The following is a 17,721-nucleotide window of genomic DNA, read 5'->3' on the forward strand; positions in this document are numbered from 1 at the left end:
ACCAAAATTATCTACATGCCCCTCGACGCTTGAGGGGGAGACGTTCAGAGAGGGCACTTATCGTGAGCAATGCTTTGGAATCCCAGGTCCCGCGCGAATCGAAGGGCGACACGCCTGCGAAATGGGGGCACACCCTTTTCCCATTAGCCGTAATACTAGCTGGCATACTTATTAATGGCCGAATTGGCGAACCATATCGCATTATTGGATCGGCACTTATACTTGGTGGCATTCTATTGGTTCCACCAAGCCTGCACGTTCGCGAATTTTACAGGTTTATGAAAATGTTAATTGGTGGATTATTGACCCCCCTCGTAGTCTCAATCAGCTTTACGCTCGTATTAGTTTTGTCGGAGAACTTTTCCGCTGGTGAGATTGTAGAAAGGGTCTTCGGATCGTCACTGTCTGCTATTCTAATGGCGGCAGCCCTAGTTTTCGTGACTGCTTGTAGTAAGGTATTTGTTGAGGCGACTCTTCAGCCGCTTTGGTATCGGGGGATCTGCTCTGCAGAATGAGTCCTTCTTCCTGATCATCGATGCAAGATGACCTGAGGCCTCCAAGTTCTGATTTTGGTGGACAATGATTCAGGAACGCTTTGGGTGAGAAGGGGTGCCGTGTTTGCAAGTGTTTAGAAACCGCCTAAACCTCTCAAGAGTTGCGTGTAAGCGGGTTGACGGGTTAATTGCTGGGGAAGCGTTCTGGGTAGTGTAGGGCTGTCCCGCGTCAAGGCGTTGGCAGGTTTTCTTCTTGTTCAAGGGTGGGGATGGTCGCGCTGGCTCGGCCGAGATGGATATCCAGAGGGCGGTTGAAAGCGATAGCTTCGCGCGGGCGTTGGGTGTTGTACTCGACTCGGTAGTCCTCGGCTCGTTCAACCATAGGTCTGTGCGTCGCAGATGCTCGTCTAGGAAAATCCTTTCCTACTTCAACGTGCCAAAAAGGGCACGTTCGCGAGATCCGTTCTGGCCGGGCGACTTCACTCGCGCATGGACGTGGCGTAGTTCGGGGTGTTGCATGATGAACAACTCGGAGTTCAGCGACCTGAACGGGCCACCGTTGTCGGTCACAATCCTCACCGCTGGGCCCAGCTCGGCGGTGTCGGGGTCTACAGCCTCGAGAAGCCTGCGTGCGAACATGGCTTCATGGTCAGCCAGGGCGAGCTCGATCGCGTTGAAAAGCGTCGTATTGGTTCGCACTCGGCGAGACGTGCAAAAGGGGTGTTCGCACCTTGGGAGAACCAGTGGCGGCATCCGGCAATGCGCCAAGTCCCGCCCCGACATGGTCTGAAAACTCGCTGAAGTCCAGCTGCAAGACCTGGTTCGGGCCGGTCGGGTTCCTGGCGAAGGCGACCTTGCGGTTTTTGCCAGCTCCCGGCGCTGTTTTTGGTACCCAGAGGCCAGGATCAGCCCGTCATCACGCAGGATACGCAGCACGGTTGTTTGGGAAACGTTGTGCCCGTCATTGAGGGGTCAGGGCCCAGATCTTGCGGCGCCGCCCTCGCTGGCATCGGGCAGCGCGTGTTTGGTCACCAACTTCCGCGCAGCCGTACGTGCGGGCTGAGGCCATGGCCCCCTGGGTCTTTTCTCTTGCCGGGCCCTGACAGTCTCCCAAGTAAGAAAAGGGCATGCCGATCAGCTTGACGAACCCCCACGGTCGGCAGGTGCCTGCTTCGATGCGGATTACCTCGAGGTCCTCGACCGGCGATCAGCTTGGACTGTGCAGACATCTTCCACACCCGGATCTCGACCGCAGCCTCGCCAAGCGCCTGGGTTAGCTCCAGACTATCAGGCCTCCAACTGCTGCTCGCGTGTCGAGGGCTTGGACCTGCCCATCGCAAGGCCAGCCTTGCCCGCCTGAAGAAAGCCAGCTTCCACCGACCAAGGCACTGCTCACAGGCCTTCTCACGTCTTGCTGCCTCGACAAATAGTCATCTCAACGGCCAGGGCACTAAACACAATCCTGGCCTACTTCAACGGAATCACTGGTGGTCTTCCCATGTCCAGCTCTCCTTCAAGACCTACATAACGGCCATGCCACTAAGTATGACGCGAGATAACACCACCAACACGCCACACCCAGTTCATACCAGCACTACACCCTCAATTAGGAAAGGCCCATAATAGAATCGTGGCGCACGCGCGCTAGCTGCGCGAGCGGCTCGTTTCAAGGCAGTGTGATTCGGAGAGGATAGAAATGATGGACTGGCTAAACTTGTTCACGGGATTTGGTTTCAAATTCCGAAGCCTTGTGAACCTCGCGGCTTCGGGCTACGCTCTCGCCGCTCTCCTGCCATACTTCGGAGTGGGAGATTCAGGGTTCATGAATCTTGCCCAGGCTGCAAATTCCATCAAACTCCATTCGTTAGGTGAATGGATTCAGAGTGCTCATTGCACGCTCAAATCGATTATGTCGATTGGGTACCTATACATCGTGCTTGCTATCTGGCTCCTCTTGGTGTGTCTGAGCCTTTGTGGGCTCTTCCGATTTAAGGGTGTAGGTGGGGTTTGAAGCCGCCTGTTTCTAGCAGGCTGCGGGTGATGTAGTTGGCCAGGTTGCGAAAGCCCAGAGCGGTGCCGCGTAGGTGTTCGAGACGGCCGTTGATGGCTTCGGTTGGGCCGTTGCTGGTCTTGGGGTGGTCGAAGTAGGCCAGGATGTCAGTGGCGCGTTTCTTTAGTGTTCGTCCCAGGGTGATGACCTCGCTCCGGGAGCGAGGTAGGCCGCTAGAGATTGCGGTGATCAGTTCTTGCATGAGTCTTTTGCCTTTGGCCCGCTCGGGCTGGCGGTAGGCGGCCACCATTTTTTGGTACACACCCCAGGTCACCTCAACTTGGGCATGGTCATCGTTGGAGAACAGCGTCTCTAGGCGCTGGTGCTGGCCGGGGGTGAGCAGATCGATGCCGGTGTGCAGGATGCGGCGGGCCTTATACAAGGGATCAGTTGATCGCCCACGGCGTGCGTGGAGTTCTTGTTGAACACGCCGCCGGCACTGGTCAAGCGCATCTCCTGCTAGTTTGACGACATGGAAGGGATCTAGCACAGGTCTGGCCTGGGGTAATTCCTCACTCGCGGCAGTTTTAAACCCGGTGAAACCGTCCATGGCCACCACTTCAACGCCCCGACGCCAGGCTTGATCGCGTTCGCTTAGCCAATTCTTGAAAGCTTGTTTGGAGCGTCCCTGGACCATGTCCAGCAGCCGGGCCGGGCCAGTACCGTCCCTGATGGGGGTCAAATCGATGATTACAGTGACGTACTTGTCTCCTTTGCGAGTATGACGCCAGATATGCTCATCCACGCCGATAACTCTGAGGGCTTGCCGGGCCGTTTTCTGGCTCTTCCCATTTAAGGGTGTAGTTGGGGTTTGAATCCGCCTGCTTCGAGCAGGCTGCGGGTGATGTAGTTGGTCAGGTTGCGAAAGCCGAGTGCTGAGCCGCGTAGGTGTTCCAGGCGTCCGTTGAGTGCTTCGGTGGGGCCGTTGCTGGTCCTGGGATGGTCGAAGTAGGCCAGGATGTCACCGGCGCGTTTCTTCAGCGTTCGTCCCAGGGTGATGACCTCGCTCAGGGCGGCAGGTACGCCGCTAGAGATCGCGGTGATCAGTTCTTGCATGAGTCTTTTGCCCTTGGCCCGCTCGGGCTGACGGTAAGCGGCCACCATCTTCTGGTACACACCCCAGGTGACCTCGACTTGGGCATGGTCATCGTTGGCGAAGAGCGCGTCTAAACGCTTGCGCTGGGCAGGGGTGAGCAGGTCGCTACCGGTGTGCAGAGTACGGCGGGCCTTGTACAGGGGATCATCAGCCCGTCCCCGCCGTCCATGTAGTTCTTGCTGAACACGCCGACGACACTCATCAAGCGCCTGGCCTGCCAGGCGTACTACGTGGAAGGGATCGAGCACGGCCCTGGCCTGGGGCATTTCCTCGGTGGTGGCGGTTTTAAACCCGCTAAAACCGTCCATCGCGACCACTTCCACGCCATCTCTCCATGCTCGGGGCTGCTGGGCCAGCCAGCCCTTGAAAGCCTGCTTGGAGCGGCCCTGGACCATGGCGAGTAGCCGGGCAGGGCCAGTGCCATCCTTGACGGGGGTTAAGTCGATGACCACGGTTACGTACTTGTCACCTGCGCGAGTATGGCGCCAAACATGCTCATCCACGCCGATAACTCTGACTCCTTCAAGCCGGACGGGGTCGTTGATCAAGAGGCGCTGTCCTTCGGCCAGCACAGCATCGTTGGCGGTGTCCCAAGCCACGGACAGGCCCTGAGCGATGCGGGATACGCTCAGGTGTTGACACACCAAGGCTTCCAACGCCCAACGCACCGCACGCCTCGATAGGCGTGCCCTGGGCTCAGCTGCCAGGTCCATGTTCTGACGCCATACGTGTGCGCATTCCTGGCAGCGGTAACGACGCACTCGCACTTCCAGTGTGGTGGGACGCCACCCAAAGGGCTCGTGAGCCAGCCGGCGCTTGACCGTGTCACGTGCCAGGCCTTGACATCCACACCGCCCACACCAGTCATCAGGCTCGACCAGGCGGCATTCCAGTATCGCCCGCTCAGGCTCGACACGCTGGCCAGTAACGACAAGACCAAGCTCGTCCAAGCCAGCAAAAGTAGTCAGATCAGGCGCGACGAAGGTAGCGTTGGACACGTTGAGGTCTTTCGTGTGGGCGGTGTGATGACTCCCATCATCGGAAGACCTCAACCCCTACCCACACACCAACACACCCTCCCCTGGATCACACCACCAATACACCCTCAATTGGGAAGAGCCCCTTTGTGTCGATTACAAAGGTGAGGCACCGACGAACGTGGCGCCTAACTCAGCGATTGCGTCAGCTTTCTTCTGGGCCTTGTGGGTTGACCTTGTCTCACCGAGATCGATCGTTAACTATGCGACAATTGTCATCGGCGTGTCGCTCGTTCTAATCGCCTACATGGAGGCTGGAAAAAAGATCCTTCCCAGCAGCAAAGGGTTGAAGAGGGCTGGCCAAGCACTCATCGGGATAGTGAGCTCGTTCCTTTATGTAGTAGTGGCACCCCCGCTCTGGATAGCGGCATCCGGCCAGACTCGTTAGACGGATACCGTCGAGTGGGGATTATGCGTTGGACATGTGGGCGCAGCCCGAAAATGCTGCTCCGTCGCTGGGCGTGAAAGCGATTGTGCTGTCGAAGTTGACTTCGGTGTTGTCGACAAAGGGGTACCGCAGTTCTGACTTATGACACTAGGTGGGGTGACCCTATGTGGTGTGTCAGGCTGAACCGTTCTGGGTTTGGTTCCTAGGCGGTGCTCATTTGGTGGGTGTGGTGTTGGTAGTAGCGGTCTTGGGTTTCTTGGGGTGTGGCATAGCCCAGGTGGCTGTGCAGGCAGGTGTTGTTCCACCAGTTCACCCAGCATAGGGCCTGCTCATTCAACTTCGGTCAGTCCGGCCCAGTGCTAGGAAGCTAGGTCAACTCGCTCGCGCATAAGCCGTTGACAGTTTCGGCCAGTGCGTTGTCGCAAGTATTCTCCTTCGGTGCCGGTAGAGGCATCAATTCCTGCTTCGACCAGGCGCCCATGGATCGGCCGACACAGACGTATCTGGTTGGCGTGATCGCTGTGGTGGACCAATCCCTCGACACTCCCCTTGGCAGTAGCGATAGCTCGTTCCAGGGCCTGCAGGCTGGGTAGGGCCTGGGCGTTGAGTGTGTTACTCACTGCCCAGCCAGCGATCTTGCGGCTGAACCCAACCTGTTACGAAGGCGGTGTAAACAAACCCGCCGCGCGTACGTGAGTAGTGTCGGCAATCCACAACTGGTTAGGGGAACTGCGCGCGAAGAGCGGGTCCAACCAGATCTGGGCGCGTAATCGGTCCCAGGAGCGCTCCTCGTTGTTACTGCCTTGCGTCCACGTACAACGCCCCTGAGCCCGGCAAATCTCCCTCGACAGCCAGGCTCGGTATTGTTCGCGCCCCACGGCCTAGCCTTCGCGTTTGAGGGCATGCCACATCTAGCCACCCGTACACGTAAGTGTTCTCTGGCTGGATATGCTCGATGACGGGGATCAAAGCGGCATCTCGCAAGCAGCGCTGCCAGGGCGTAGGGTTCTTGGCCTTGCGATACCCTCGCACCCGTGATGAAGGCGCTTTGGCGGTGTTCGGTGAGAGCTGTGCGGATGCGTTCAGCGCCGAACCTGGCCCGGCCCGCGTCGATGAAAGCGATCATTTCGGGTACCGAGGGCCCGTGTTCTATTACGGAAAGCCTGTGGCTGCCTTCAGGATCTCGTTGACCTGGCGGAGCTGAGCGTTTTCTCGCCGCAGGCGGGCCACCTCGCACTCCTTGATGGGGCTTGTTCAAGATCCTGTCTCAGGCTGGGATCGCGATACCAGCGGCGCATCGTCTCATACCCCACCCCGAGATTGACGCCCTTCCTCACGTAGAACACTGGTGAGGGAGACTGTCTGCTGCGATGCCAGAGGGTCGCTGACAAGACGAACAGCACGCGACTTGAACTCTGGGGCCAAACGCTTCGGCTGAGGCAAATCCATTCAGGCTGACCACCGAAACCAAACCCAGGACGGTTCACAGTGACACCACGTTAAGAGACACACCCAATATCCAGCGGCGCACCTACAGCCCTGAGCGATGTCATCATCCTGGGCCGGACGTTAATGAAACGAGCCGGTTATATCCTGGGCTATTTCGACCACACCAGGACCAGCAACGGCCCCACCAAAGCAATCAACGGCCGCCTGGAACACCTACGCGGCATCGCGCCGGACTTTCGCAATCCAACCAACTACAACGCCCTAAGCCCTCCTTCACGCCGGAGGACTCAAAGAGCACCTACACCCTCAACTGTGAAGAGCCACTTACAGATTCCCACTGTCTACTCGTTGCGACTCGCTACGACACACCTGATGCCGGACGCAAGAGTAGCCACAGCAAGAGTCGTCACGAGAGCAAACAACAACTCTGCTAATTTTCCTGGAGCACCACCCCCGCCCCATTCACTGAAAATTGCATTGGCGCCCGTTGCAATCGCAGCTGCAATGGCCGGAACGCCAAATCCCGAAAGTACCACCTCTACAATTTTCGAGCGCTCCTTGGACACGGCACCCGAATATATCATCAGCAATGCACCAATGATAATTACAGCTAAATTAGCATAGAAAGGTTTCGCCAAATTTAAATCGAAGACCAGAGACACAACAATTAGCCCGCCGAGAATAGCAATTGCTACACCCGGGGCCCAGAAAAGGGCAATTTGCTCCTGCCTAACACTCTTAATGCCATGTTGATCCGGTGCCATAGGAACCCCTAGACTATAGTGAGATTTTGCTTGCCGGACCTGATCATACAGGAAGCGGACTCGACATTACAGGCTCTTCCCAAATGAGGTTGTAGTGGCGGTGTGATCCAAGGTGAATTGCCCTGAGTTTGGCCCCTAGGTTCTGCTCTCCCTATGAGTGCAATTGCAGCGCAATGATGGACGTCTCAATCCCTCACGCCCTACCCCGCCTTAGCCTCACCCCGATACTCCCGGCACCTCACCTGCAGCCCCGTCTCCGTCCGCTTCCACTCGCACATAGAGAGCACCGCCCACACCGCCGCGATCACGCCGAGCAGCTCCAGGTATTCCTCGATGTGGATGATGGCGAGCATCTTGGAGGTCATCGGCCCCAGGATCGGGTCCAGGTGCCCGGAGAGCGTCTCGACTCCTACCGCGCCGCCCACAAAGATCAGTCCCGCAATCACCAGACGCTTCAGCACGTCCAGCGGGAGCCTGTATAGCAGCGGCGCCAGCAGCACCGGCACGGCTATCACCACTACGGTCCCGAATACGGCCCACCGGTAGGAGAAAAAGTCATATGCCAGATACGGCGTGATCGCGTCGCCGTAGGACCAGAATTCTTCGTGGATTTCCGTGGCCTCGTCCGCGGAGCCGTACAGCGCTACCGCCGCTACCAGTAGCCACATGAACCGAAATCGGCGGGACAGGAATGCCACGAACACTGCCGCGACCGCCAAAATGATCCACTGCGAGGCCGCCCACCAGCTCGAGAGGTTGTATTCGCCTCCCACGTTGAACCAGTTCCAGGTCTCCCACCACGGGGAGGACGCGTCCCCGCGCCGCCCCACGGTCAGCCATAGCACGCCCGACGTTCCCACCGTCGCCGTCGAAATAAGCAGCATGAGCCAGATTAGCCAGCCTGAGAAGCTAGAAAAGGACAGCCTGAGGCGCTTGAGCATGGTATGTCTCCCACTGGAGGAAATGGGCGGCAAACTATCCGCGCCTTGCAAGCAACGCGCCAATTAAACGATAGGTGAGGCAGCCTGCGAATTCTGGCGATTCGACGCAGCATTGCAGCCCCACTCCTACAAATCCTCCCGCCCAACGCCACCTCACTCCGCACGCCCACACCCACACCCCCGAAAACCCGAACGGGGGCTGCGTTCCTTCGAACGCAGCCCCCGCCACAGCCGGGCCCCGGGACAAGCCCCCGCCTTAGGCGAAGAGCTTTTGCCCCAGGTAGTCCTCGCCGTCCCGCAGCCCGGGCAGGACCAGGTAGACGGCAGAGGACAGGTGCTGGATGTACTCGGTGAGCAGGTCGTCCTTCATGCGCGCGAGGACCGGGATGAAGCTCTCCGCAGGGTTACGCACGAATGCGATGAAGAACAGGCCCGCGTCCAGGCGACCCAGGTAGTCCACGCCTTCCAGGTAGTTGTATCCGCGCCGCAGCATGCGCGCCCCGGCGTTGTTGTCCGGGTGCATCTGGGCCACGTGGGAGTTCGGGTCGATCGCCAGCCCGGCCGGTGAGGTGGTCCGCTCGGTCCCCTCGGCCTTGAAGTCGGGCGTGTCGAACTCTCCCCCGCCGCTCAGGGGCGCACCGTAGATCTTGTCTCGACCCACGATCCGCTCCTGCTCGCCTAGCGAGAGCTCGTCCCACACCTCCATCATCATCTTGATCTTGCGGGCGCACAGGTATGTGCCGCCGGCCGCCCAGTCGCCCTGGTCGTCGCCGGGCTGGATCCACAGGTGGGAGTCCAGCTCGCTCTTGGCTTCCTCGGCCTTGATGTTGGCGGTGCCGTCCTTGAAGCCGAACAGGTTGCGCGGGGTGGCTTGCGCCGTGGAGGTGGACGAGGTCCTGCCGTACCCCAGCTGCGTCCACCTCATGGTGGCCCGCCCGAAGGCGATGCGGGTGAGGTTGTGCAGCGCGTGCAGGTTGACCATCGGGTCCTCGCTGCACGCCTGGATCACCAGGTCGCCGCCGCCCAGCTTCGGGTCGATCTTCTCCGCCGCCATCGGCGGGATGCCGTCGCGCAGCGCCTTGGGCATCTTTCCGGCCAGCCCGTACCGGTCCACCCCGTCCTTCTCGAACAGCGTGGCGCCCACCCCGAATGTGATGGTGAGCCCGGCCGGGCCCAGGTCGGTGGTCTCGCCGGTGTCGGCCGGCGGCCCGTGCAGGGAGGTGGTGTAGTCCCCCACTAGGTCGCCGTTCGTCATGCGTTCGGCGGCCAGCGTCCAGTCCTGCAGCAGCTGGATGACCTTCTTGCGGTCCTTCGTGGTCAGGTCGAACGCGGCCGTGTGCATCTGTTGCTGCGCGGGGGTGAGCACCCCTTGCTGGTGCACGCCCCTGAACGGGTAGCGCAGCTGGCCGATGTCCCTTGCCGCGCCCCCGCTGGCGGCCGCACCGCCGGTGCCTGCGCCGCGCCCCAGCGCGAATCCGCCCCCGGCCAGGCCAAGGGTGAGCGCTCCCCACCCGGCCAGGCCCAGGAATTGGCGCCGCGTGAGCCCGCCGGCGTTACCGGCCTCACCGCCGCCAGCCGCAGCGTCGCGCCCACCGAGGTGGGGATTGCCGCCGTGGCCGACGTTCCCGCCGGCCCCGCCGCCTTCGTGGCCAGCGCTCGCGCCGGCCGCATCGCCCTGTCCGCCCGTCGCGTGGAACGGACACCCCGCGCCGGGGCCACCCGCGTGGGTGGCCCCGGCGCCGTGCTCGGAGTTGAGCTCCTGGTTCACGGCTACGCCCTTCAGCCCAGCAGCGTCTCGGTCAGCTTGGCCAGCGGCAGGCGCAGGGCGTTGACGGCGTCAGAGAGCTCCTTGCGGGCGGCCTCGTCCACCTTGTCGTAGAAGACGTAACCGTCGCCTTCCTTGTACTTGGCCAGCTCGGCCTCCAGGGCGGCGAACTGGTCCTCGATGTCCTTGGCCAGGTCGGCGTCCTTCTTCTTGGCCAGGGCCTGCACGTTGCCGTAGGCCACCTTGGCGCCCTCGACGTTGGCCTGGAAGTCCCACAGGTCGGTGTGGCTGAAGGCCTCTTCCTCACCGGTGATCTTGGTGGTGGCGACCTCTTCCAGCAGGGTGATGGCGCCGTTGGAGATCTCGTCCAGGCTGACGGAGAAGTCCTCGGAGTAGACCAGGTCGTAGAGCTTCTGGGTGTCGGCCACCAGCTGGTCGGCCATGGCCACGCGCTCGGCTTCGTTCAGGCCCGCGTAGCCGGCCGGGCGCCACAGGTCCTTCTCGATCGGGTGCCAGCCCTGCCAGGTGCCGCCCTCGGAGCCCATGGCCTGCCAGTCCACCTCGCGCAGGTCCAGCGCCGGGTCGATGTCGCCGAAAGCCTCGGCGGTCGGCTCGATGCGCTCGTAGTACATGCGAGTGGGCGCGTAGGAGGCGCGGGCGGCGTCGAAGTCGCCGGCCTTGTAGGTGTCGGCGAACGCCTGGGTGGCGGTCAGCAGCTGGCCGGCCTGGTCGCGCACGTAGGCGGTGTAGTTGGTGACGGCCTCCTCCACGACGGCCTTCTCGTCGGCGGCCAGCTCGATGGTCTTGCCGGAGTCGGTGACGGTGAACTCGCGCACGTCCACCAGGTTGCCGATCATGTTGGTCTTGCAGGCCGTGTAGTAGGTGCCCGGCTCCAGGGTGATGGTGTAGTCCACGGTGGTGCCGGGGCCAACGTTCTCGCGCTCGCCCACGATGCGCAGCTTGTCGGAGGCCAGGATCTCGAACTCGTTGCGGACGGTGCCGTTGTTGGTGAGCTTGAAGCTGGTCACACCGGAGGGGGCGGTGTTGGCGGAGACGTTGCAGGCGTCGTCCGTGATCTCAACGGTGAGGGTGTTGGAGCCGGAGGCGGCGTTGCCGGAGCCGCCGGCGGGGTCGTTGGCGACGCAGCCGGACAGGGCCAGTGCGACGACGGCGCTGAGCGCGCCAATGCGAGTGAGGTTGCGCATTTTTCTCCTTATTGAGTTGGAGTTGGATGGCCGACGTTGCCGCCGGCCGCTTTGACACTTGCGTGTCGTAGTGAGGTCAGGCCGAATCTGCGGCGGGCGCAGCGTTGGAGGCGTGGCTGCCGGCCGGCTCGGCGGGGGTCGTGGAGGGGGTAAGAGGGGCGGACAGGGTCTGGTTGGCAGCGCCGGTGGCGTTGCCGGAAGGGGCGCCGTCTTCGGCCGCGCCGTTGGAGGTGGCGTCGGCGGAAGTCTTGGAGGTGGCGCCGGGGGCAGCGGGGCCGGCCGTGGGGGCGGCGGGCAGGGCAGCGTCGGACTTGGAGGAATCCTTCGCGGCGCGGCGGGTGACCATGCCGGAGCCCACCAGGAAGATGGGCAGCACGATCGCCAGGTAGCTCAGGTAACCAATCACCTGCAGGTGGGTGGGGGCGGCGTTCAGGTTGAACATGGCCTCCAGCAGCACCCACCACCAGGAGCGCGAATCCAGCCAGGAGAACACGGAGCCGTTGACGTAGGCGGAGAAGTCGTAGGCCGGCACTCCCCAGCCGGAGATGACGTTGGCTTCCTGCAGGTCGCCCAGGCCGTAAGAGACGATGCCGGCGGCCACGAAGATCAGCAGCAGGCCGGTGACGCGGAAGAAAACCTTCAGGTTGATCCGCGCCGCGCCCGTGTAGACCAGCCAGCCGATCACCGCTGACACCGCCAGGCCGGCAACCACACCCAGGGCCGGGGAGGCCACGGAGGTCTCCGTGCTGGACTTCACCGTGGCCCACACGAACACCGCGGTCTCGATACCCTCGCGGGCCACCGCGATCAGCGCGATCCAGACCACTCCCCAGCGGGAACCGGACTCCAGGGCCGCGGCCGTCTTGGTCTGCAACTCTGCGGCGAACTTGCGGGAGTTCTTGCCCATCCACAGGATCATCCAGGTCACCATCGCGACGGCGACCAGCGAGAGCGTCCCGCCGATCACCTCCTGCGCGGTGAAGGACAGCGTGTAGGGGCCCCAGGTCATGTAGGCACCCATGGCGAGCGGGATGGCGGCGGCGATGGCCACACCCAGCCAGACCTTGCCGATCAGCTCGCGTCGATCGACCTTCACTAGGTAGGCGATAACCACGCCAACGATGAGGGCGGCCTCCACTCCTTCACGCAGTGCGATCAGGAAGTTCGCGTAAAATAGCACCGCTACTCCATTTTAGAAACACCGCCCTTATGGTTTAAGGGCCTGGTTAGGCTAACCTGCCAAGCCAAGGTGCGTCTACCTCCAACATTCGATAACGGAGCTAAGTTGCGACCCTCACACGTAATTCTCCTGATCGTCATCGTCCTGATCGTCTTCGGCGCGCCCCGCCTGCCGGAGGTGGCCCGCAACCTGGGCAAATCCGCGCGAATCCTGAAGGAAGAGGTGCGCGAGCTCTCCAAGGACGATGCCGCTCCCGCCGCCAGTGCGCCGGCCACCGGGACGCCGGCTCCCGCCGCGCCGGTGGCAGCTCAGCCCTCCCCCGGCGGTCCCGGCGAGCCGGTCCCCGGTTCCTCGCCTGCCGGCCTGGCAGAGCCCGCCGCCCCGGCCTCCCCTCACGCGGCACCCCCCACGGCCCCGCCGCCCTCGGCTCCCGCCACCGGGACGACGCTGCCCCAGTAGCCGCCACGAATCCCGGCCGCACCGCCGCCCGTCGTGGCAAGCACCGCCGCCCCTGCCGCCACGCCCCCTGCCGCCCCGAAGCGGGCCGCCGGGGGCGATGACGCGCAGCTACTCAGCCTGACGGCCCACCTCCTGGAGTTGCGCAAGCGCCTGCTCCTGGCCGCGCTCGGGCTGCTGGCCGCCGCCGTGGGCGGCTGGTTCCTTTTCCCCCCGGCCACCAGGTGGCTCTTCTCATTCGTCACCGACGCCATGCCGGAGGCCGGCCTTAACTTCCGCACCGTGCTGGCCCCGTTCACGGTGCGCCTGAGCTTTTCGCTCTGGGCCGGCCTGATCCTCTCCAGCCCGTGGTGGCTGGCCCAGGGCTGGCTGTTCCTGGCCCCCGCGTTGCGCAAGCGGGAGAAGAAGGTGGCGGCGGCGATCGTGGTTCCGTCGGCCGCGCTCTTCCTGGCAGGGGTCGCGGCCGCGCTCTGGTTCCTGCCCCGCGCGGTGGGCATCCTGCTCACCCAGGTGCCCGAGGGCGCCCGCGCCCTGCTGGACGCCGACAGCTACCTGCGCTTCGTCTCCATCCTCACCTTGGTGATCGGCATTTCCTTCCTGTTCCCCGTCGCGGTGGTGAGCGCGCACGCGCTCGGTCTGGTCACGGTACGGCGCCTGGTGGGGGCGTGGCGGTGGGCGGTGCTGGCGGCCTACACCTTCGCTGCCATCACCAACCCGCTCCCGGACCTGTGGTCGATGATCCTGCAGGGAGCCGCCCTCATCGCCCTGTACTACGCGGCCGTGGGGGTGTGTGCGCTGCGCGAGTGGCGCCCGATTCGACGCTGGCGTCAGCGCACCAGGCGGGGCACGCAGCGCAAGACTCCCAGCTAGCGCATAGCGCGGGTACCGAGGCTCCTTTGCCGCGCCCGCAAAGTCCGCGCGAACCGCTAGTCGGGGAGCTTGCCCAGGTCGGCGGCCACGCTGCGCGCGACCTCCTGCACCGGTGCCACCAGCGTTTCGATCTCCCGCGCGTAAGCCCCGCCCCTGCCGGCCCCGCCGCTCGCCGTGGCTGCCCCACCGGTGCTTGCCGCTCCCCCGCCGGCTGCGCCGGCGCCAAGCGCCGTCACGCGCTCCAGTTCCGCCCGGGCCTGGGCGGCCTCCGCCCGCAGCTGGGCCACCAGCGGGTCGAGCGCCGCCTGCTGCTGCAGGGAGGCCGCCGCCGAGGCCAGCTGGGCCCGCACCGCGGCCACCTTTCCCCAGCCGCGCAACACCGCGCGGGCCACCTTGGGCATCCCCGTGGGCCCGAAGATCACCAGTGCCACCAGCGCCAGGAACGCAAACTCCGTGCCAGAGACACCCAGGAATTCCACTACCGCTCAGTCCCGTCGGTTTCTGTGCTGCCCGTAGGCGCGGCAACGTCGTCCCCGGCCTCGCCGCTCGCGGCGTGCTCCTCGCGGATGCGCTCGTGGTGGTGGATCACCTCGGCAACCACGAAGGCCAGGAACTTCGCCGCGAACACCGGGTCCAGCCCCGCCTCCGTGGCCAGCCTGCGCAGCCGCTCCACCTGCACGGCCTCCCGCGCCGGGTCGGACGGCGGCAGGCCCGCCGTCGCCTTGATGTAACCCACGCGCTGCGTGTAGCGGAAGCGCTCGGCCAGGATGTGGATCAGCGCGGCGTCGATGTTGTCGATCGCGCGCCTGGCCTCCGCCAGCTCGGCGGGGATAGCGCCGGCACCGCCCTGCTCGGCGTGCTCGCCCTGTGGTTCAACCAAACCAGCCACTTCTCCCCCTCTGCTTCAAACACCGCGCGGCCCGCACCGAACGGCCTAGACCCCGGCGTCGGCGCCGCACGGCCCACACCCCGGCACCCACGCCGCGCGCACTCTGCCGGCGCCTACCGTCCGCGACTTACCGCCCGATCAGGCGCGGCGGGCCTCGCCCTCGCGCACCAGCAGCGGCTGCGCGCCGCCCTCAACGACCTCGCGGGTGATGACCACCTTGGTCACGTCAGGGAAGCTTGGCACATCGAACATCGCGCCCGCCAGGGTCTTTTCCATGATGGACGCCAGGCCGCGCGCGCCCGTGCCCAGCTCCTGCGCCCTCTCCGCGATCGCGCGGATGGCGTCATCGTCGAACGTCAGCTCCACCCCGTCGATGGAGAACATGTACTTGTACTGCTCCACCAGGGCGTTCTTGGGTTCGGTCAGCACGCGCACCAGGTCGTTGGTGTCCAGCTCCGCCACGGTGGCCAGCACCGGCAGGCGCCCGATGAACTCGGGGATCAGGCCGAACTTGTGCAGGTCCTCCGGGGTGACCTGCGCAAAGAGGTCGCCCATCTCCTCCTTGCTTTTCAGGTCGGAACCGAATCCGGTGGAGCGGTGACCCAGGCGGTGCTTGACGATCTCGTCCAGTCCCGCGAACGCGCCGGCCGCGATGAACAGGATGTCGCTGGTGTCGATCTGCATGAACTCCTGGTGGGGGTGCTTGCGCCCACCCGTGGGCGGTACGGAGGCCACCGTGCCCTCGATGATCTTCAGCAGCGCCTGCTGCACGCCCTCACCGGAGACGTCGCGCGTGATGGAGGGGTTTTCGCTCTTACGGGAGATCTTGTCGATCTCGTCCACGTAGATGATGCCGCGCTGGGCGCGCTCCACGTCCCCGTCGGCCGCCTGGATCAGCTTGACCAGGATGTTTTCCACGTCCTCGCCCACGTAGCCGGCCTCGGTCAGCGCGGTGGCGTCCACGATCACGAAGGGCACGTCCAGCAGCCGCGCCAGCGAGCGCGCCAGGTGGGTCTTGCCCGTGCCGGTGGGGCCAAGCAACAGGATGTTGGACTTGGCGATCTCCACCTCGGAGCCGCCCACGCCCATCGTCTCGCGCACCTTGACGCGCTTGTAGTGGTTGTAGACCGCGATCGCCAGCGCCCGCTTGGCAGACTCCTGCCCGATCACGTGCGCCTGCAGGATCTCAAAGATCTCGCGCGGCTTGGGCAGGTCGATCTCCTCCGGCCCGGCCTTGGCGGCGCGCTCCTCTTCCATGATCTCGTTGCACAGCTCGATGCACTCGTCGCAGATGTAAACAGAGGGGCCAGCAATCAGCTTCACGACCTGCTTCTGGCTCTTGCCACAAAACGAGCACTTGAGCAGATCCACGCCCTCTGGGGTGCGCGCCATCGTGGTCCCTCCTGAACTGGCATGACACAACTTGCGCCAGCCTATCCCCTTGGGGCCGATTGCGCCCGGGAACTCGCCGCAGCGCGGCCCGCCGGAGTGCGCGGAGCGGCCGGCGGAGCGTCGTCCACCGGGAACTCGCCGCAACTCACGCTCGCCGGCTTGCGCGGGGCGGCCGGCGCAGCGTCGTCCATCCGCGCCCCAAACACGGGTGTGGGCCGGATTCCCGCAGAACCCGGCCCACGCCACTCACGCTATTCGCTCGCGCCGCCGGGCCTCATCCCGGCCCCGCGCGCGATCGCGTCAGTTCACCCGCGTCGGGGACTTGCGGGAGGTCAGCACCTGGTCCACCAGGCCGTACTCGCGCGCCTGCTCGGCGGTGAGGATCTTGTCGCGCTCGATGTCCTGGCGCACGCGCTCCACGTCCTGCCCGGTGTGGGCGGCGATGGTCTCCTCCAGCCACTCGCGCATGCGCAGCACCTCGTTGGCCTGGATCTCGATGTCGGAGGCCTGCGCGTAGCCGCCGCCCTCCATGGAGGGCTGGTGGATCATCACGCGCGCGTTGGGCAGCGCCAGGCGCTTACCGGGCGAACCGGCGGCCAGCAGCACGGCGGCGGCGGAGGCGGCCTGGCCCAGGCACACGGTCTGGATCTGCGGCTTGATGTACTGCATCGTGTCGTAGATCGCGGTCAGCGCCGTGAAGGAGCCGCCCGGGGAGTTGATGTACATGGTGATCAGGCCGTCGGGGTCCATGGACTCCAGCACGAGCAGCTGGGCCATGACGTCGTCGGCGCTGGTGTCGTCCACCTGGACGCCCAGGAAGATGATGCGGTCCTCGAACAGCTTGGCGTAGGGGTCCTGGCGCTTGTGCCCGTAGGCGGTGCGCTCCTCGAACTGGGGCACCACGTAGCGGGAACGCGGGGGCAGAGCAATCCCGGCGGCCTGCGCGCCGGCCAGACCCATGAACGGAGTGGTCATAACAGTTTCCTTCCTGGATCAGTGCTGCTGGCCCGCGCTCTGCACGGCGGCAGAGGAGGAAACCACGTGGTCGATGAAGCCGTACTCCAGCGCCTCCTGGGCGGTGAACCAGCGGTCGCGGTCGGCGTCGGAGTTGATCTGCTCCACGGTCTTGCCGGTCTGGGCGGCGGTGAGCTCGGCCAGGACGCGCTTCATGTGGAGGATCAGCTGGGCGTTGATGCGGATGTCGGTGGCGGTGCCGCCGATGCCGCCGGAGGGCTGGTGCATCATGACGCGGGCGTGCGGGGTGGCAAAGCGCTTGCCGGGCGCGCCGGAGGAGAGCAGGAATTGGCCCATGGAGGCCGCCATGCCGGTGGCGACGGTGGCCACGTCCGGGGTGACGTACTGCATGGTGTCGTAGATGGCCATGCCGGCGGTGATGGAGCCGCCCGGGGAGTTGATGTACAGGTAGATGTCCCGCGTGGGGTCCTCCGCCGCCAGCAGCAGCATCTGGGCGCAGATGGCGTTGGCGTTCTCGTCGCGCACCTCGGAGCCGAGCCAGATGATGCGCTCCTTGAGCAGGCGGTTGTAGATGTGGTCGTTCAGGGCCAGGCCCCCGGTCCGGGCTTCTGCCACGGGCATGTTCATATTCAAACCCCTTTCGCTTCACTGAGGTTATCGCCTCCGCCGGGCAACGGCCCCTTCCACCGGCCCGGTTTCGCGGTAGGCGCATGGCCCGCGCCTTGGGCCCCGTTTGGACGACGTTGCCGCCCCGCCTCCCCTAGAGCGCC

Annotated in this window: 15 protein-coding genes and 2 pseudogenes; 4 read left to right on the plus strand and 13 right to left on the minus strand. The window is 64.0% G+C overall.

Annotation, left to right across the window (positions count from 1 at the left end; all coding sequences use genetic code 11):
- Positions 1-62: 62 nt before the first annotated feature.
- Entirely contained in the window at positions 63-515 is a 453-nt protein-coding gene (locus ABYF38_RS01950; protein ID WP_371152450.1) for a hypothetical protein, read from the plus strand.
- Between the two features lie 402 nt (positions 516-917).
- On the opposite strand, the gene ABYF38_RS01955 is transcribed toward ABYF38_RS01950, so the two are convergent.
- The 3 genes and pseudogenes from ABYF38_RS01955 to ABYF38_RS01965 all read right to left on the minus strand — a co-directional run bounded on the left by ABYF38_RS01955 (position 918) and on the right by ABYF38_RS01965 (position 4,638).
- Complete coding sequence (locus tag ABYF38_RS01955; RefSeq protein ID WP_371152451.1) at positions 918-1,193, minus strand: hypothetical protein; 276 nt, start codon at positions 1,191-1,193, stop codon at positions 918-920.
- Between the two features lie 1,289 nt (positions 1,194-2,482).
- Positions 2,483-3,310: pseudogene (locus tag ABYF38_RS01960) on the minus strand (ISL3 family transposase); the annotation flags it as partial.
- 26 nt (positions 3,311-3,336) lie between these two features.
- Positions 3,337-4,638, minus strand: a complete 1,302-nt coding sequence (locus tag ABYF38_RS01965; protein WP_371151564.1) for an ISL3 family transposase — start codon at positions 4,636-4,638, stop codon at positions 3,337-3,339.
- A 1,942-nt stretch (positions 4,639-6,580) separates the two neighbouring features.
- On the opposite strand from ABYF38_RS01965, the pseudogene ABYF38_RS01970 reads away from it, so the two are divergent.
- Positions 6,581-6,830: pseudogene (locus ABYF38_RS01970) on the plus strand (transposase); the annotation flags it as partial.
- Positions 6,831-6,855: 25 nt separating this feature from the next.
- On the opposite strand, the gene ABYF38_RS01975 reads toward ABYF38_RS01970, so the two are convergent.
- From ABYF38_RS01975 to efeU, 5 genes are all read right to left on the minus strand, one after another.
- Positions 6,856-7,278 carry a hypothetical protein gene (locus ABYF38_RS01975; RefSeq protein ID WP_371152452.1) on the minus strand — a complete coding sequence of 141 codons (423 nt, stop codon included), beginning with the start codon at positions 7,276-7,278 and terminating at the stop codon, positions 6,856-6,858.
- A gap of 200 nt (positions 7,279-7,478) precedes the next feature.
- Positions 7,479-8,219, minus strand: a complete 741-nt coding sequence (locus ABYF38_RS01980) for a hypothetical protein (RefSeq protein ID WP_371152453.1) — start codon at positions 8,217-8,219, stop codon at positions 7,479-7,481.
- A gap of 256 nt (positions 8,220-8,475) precedes the next feature.
- Positions 8,476-9,987, minus strand: a complete 1,512-nt coding sequence (efeB, locus tag ABYF38_RS01985; protein WP_371152454.1) for an iron uptake transporter deferrochelatase/peroxidase subunit — start codon at positions 9,985-9,987, stop codon at positions 8,476-8,478.
- A gap of 11 nt (positions 9,988-9,998) precedes the next feature.
- The gene (efeO, locus tag ABYF38_RS01990) at positions 9,999-11,189 is read right to left on the minus strand and encodes an iron uptake system protein EfeO (RefSeq protein WP_371152456.1); all 1,191 of its coding nucleotides are present in this window, start codon (positions 11,187-11,189) and stop codon (positions 9,999-10,001) included.
- Positions 11,190-11,265: 76 nt separating this feature from the next.
- A complete protein-coding gene (efeU, locus tag ABYF38_RS01995; RefSeq protein ID WP_371152457.1) occupies positions 11,266-12,369 on the minus strand; it encodes an iron uptake transporter permease EfeU in 1,104 nt (367 codons plus the stop codon).
- Positions 12,370-12,474: 105 nt separating this feature from the next.
- Here efeU and ABYF38_RS02000 point away from each other — a divergent pair, with 105 nt between their 5' ends.
- Both ABYF38_RS02000 and tatC read left to right on the plus strand, forming a co-directional pair.
- A complete protein-coding gene (locus tag ABYF38_RS02000; RefSeq protein WP_371152458.1) occupies positions 12,475-12,828 on the plus strand; it encodes a twin-arginine translocase TatA/TatE family subunit in 354 nt (117 codons plus the stop codon).
- A gap of 33 nt (positions 12,829-12,861) precedes the next feature.
- Positions 12,862-13,695: a twin-arginine translocase subunit TatC gene (gene tatC, locus ABYF38_RS02005; protein WP_371152459.1), complete on the plus strand. Its 834-nt coding sequence runs from the start codon at positions 12,862-12,864 to the stop codon at positions 13,693-13,695.
- A 56-nt stretch (positions 13,696-13,751) separates the two neighbouring features.
- On the opposite strand, the gene ABYF38_RS02010 is transcribed toward tatC, so the two are convergent.
- The 5 genes from ABYF38_RS02010 to ABYF38_RS02030 all read right to left on the minus strand — a co-directional run bounded on the left by ABYF38_RS02010 (position 13,752) and on the right by ABYF38_RS02030 (position 17,572).
- Positions 13,752-14,174, minus strand: a complete 423-nt coding sequence (locus tag ABYF38_RS02010; RefSeq protein WP_371152460.1) for a twin-arginine translocase TatA/TatE family subunit — start codon at positions 14,172-14,174, stop codon at positions 13,752-13,754.
- The gene (locus tag ABYF38_RS02015; protein ID WP_371152461.1) at positions 14,174-14,584 is read right to left on the minus strand and encodes a chorismate mutase; all 411 of its coding nucleotides are present in this window, start codon (positions 14,582-14,584) and stop codon (positions 14,174-14,176) included. Before ABYF38_RS02015 ends, ABYF38_RS02010 begins: the two co-directional genes overlap by 1 nt.
- Before the next feature lie 138 nt (positions 14,585-14,722).
- Positions 14,723-15,976: an ATP-dependent Clp protease ATP-binding subunit ClpX gene (gene clpX, locus ABYF38_RS02020; RefSeq protein WP_371152462.1), complete on the minus strand. Its 1,254-nt coding sequence runs from the start codon at positions 15,974-15,976 to the stop codon at positions 14,723-14,725.
- A 300-nt stretch (positions 15,977-16,276) separates the two neighbouring features.
- Positions 16,277-16,951, minus strand: coding sequence for an ATP-dependent Clp protease proteolytic subunit (locus ABYF38_RS02025; RefSeq protein ID WP_371152463.1), 675 nt, complete (start codon positions 16,949-16,951; stop codon positions 16,277-16,279).
- 18 nt (positions 16,952-16,969) lie between these two features.
- The gene (locus ABYF38_RS02030) at positions 16,970-17,572 is read right to left on the minus strand and encodes an ATP-dependent Clp protease proteolytic subunit (protein WP_371152464.1); all 603 of its coding nucleotides are present in this window, start codon (positions 17,570-17,572) and stop codon (positions 16,970-16,972) included.
- Between the last annotated feature and the right edge of the window lie 149 nt (positions 17,573-17,721).

This window comes from Buchananella sp. 14KM1171 (assembly GCF_041380365.1).
Taxonomy (GTDB): domain Bacteria; phylum Actinomycetota; class Actinomycetes; order Actinomycetales; family Actinomycetaceae; genus Buchananella; species Buchananella felis.

Coding starts and splice junctions, on each gene's coding strand:
- ABYF38_RS01975 (WP_371152452.1), bottom strand. CDS start 7,278: ATGGCACCGGATCAACATGGCATTAAGAGTGTTAGGCAGGAGCAAATT.
- ABYF38_RS01980 (WP_371152453.1), bottom strand. CDS start 8,219: ATGCTCAAGCGCCTCAGGCTGTCCTTTTCTAGCTTCTCAGGCTGGCTA.
- efeO (WP_371152456.1), bottom strand. CDS start 11,189: ATGCGCAACCTCACTCGCATTGGCGCGCTCAGCGCCGTCGTCGCACTG.
- clpX (WP_371152462.1), bottom strand. CDS start 15,976: ATGGCGCGCACCCCAGAGGGCGTGGATCTGCTCAAGTGCTCGTTTTGT.
- ABYF38_RS02025 (WP_371152463.1), bottom strand. CDS start 16,951: ATGACCACTCCGTTCATGGGTCTGGCCGGCGCGCAGGCCGCCGGGATT.
- ABYF38_RS02030 (WP_371152464.1), bottom strand. CDS start 17,572: ATGCCCGTGGCAGAAGCCCGGACCGGGGGCCTGGCCCTGAACGACCAC.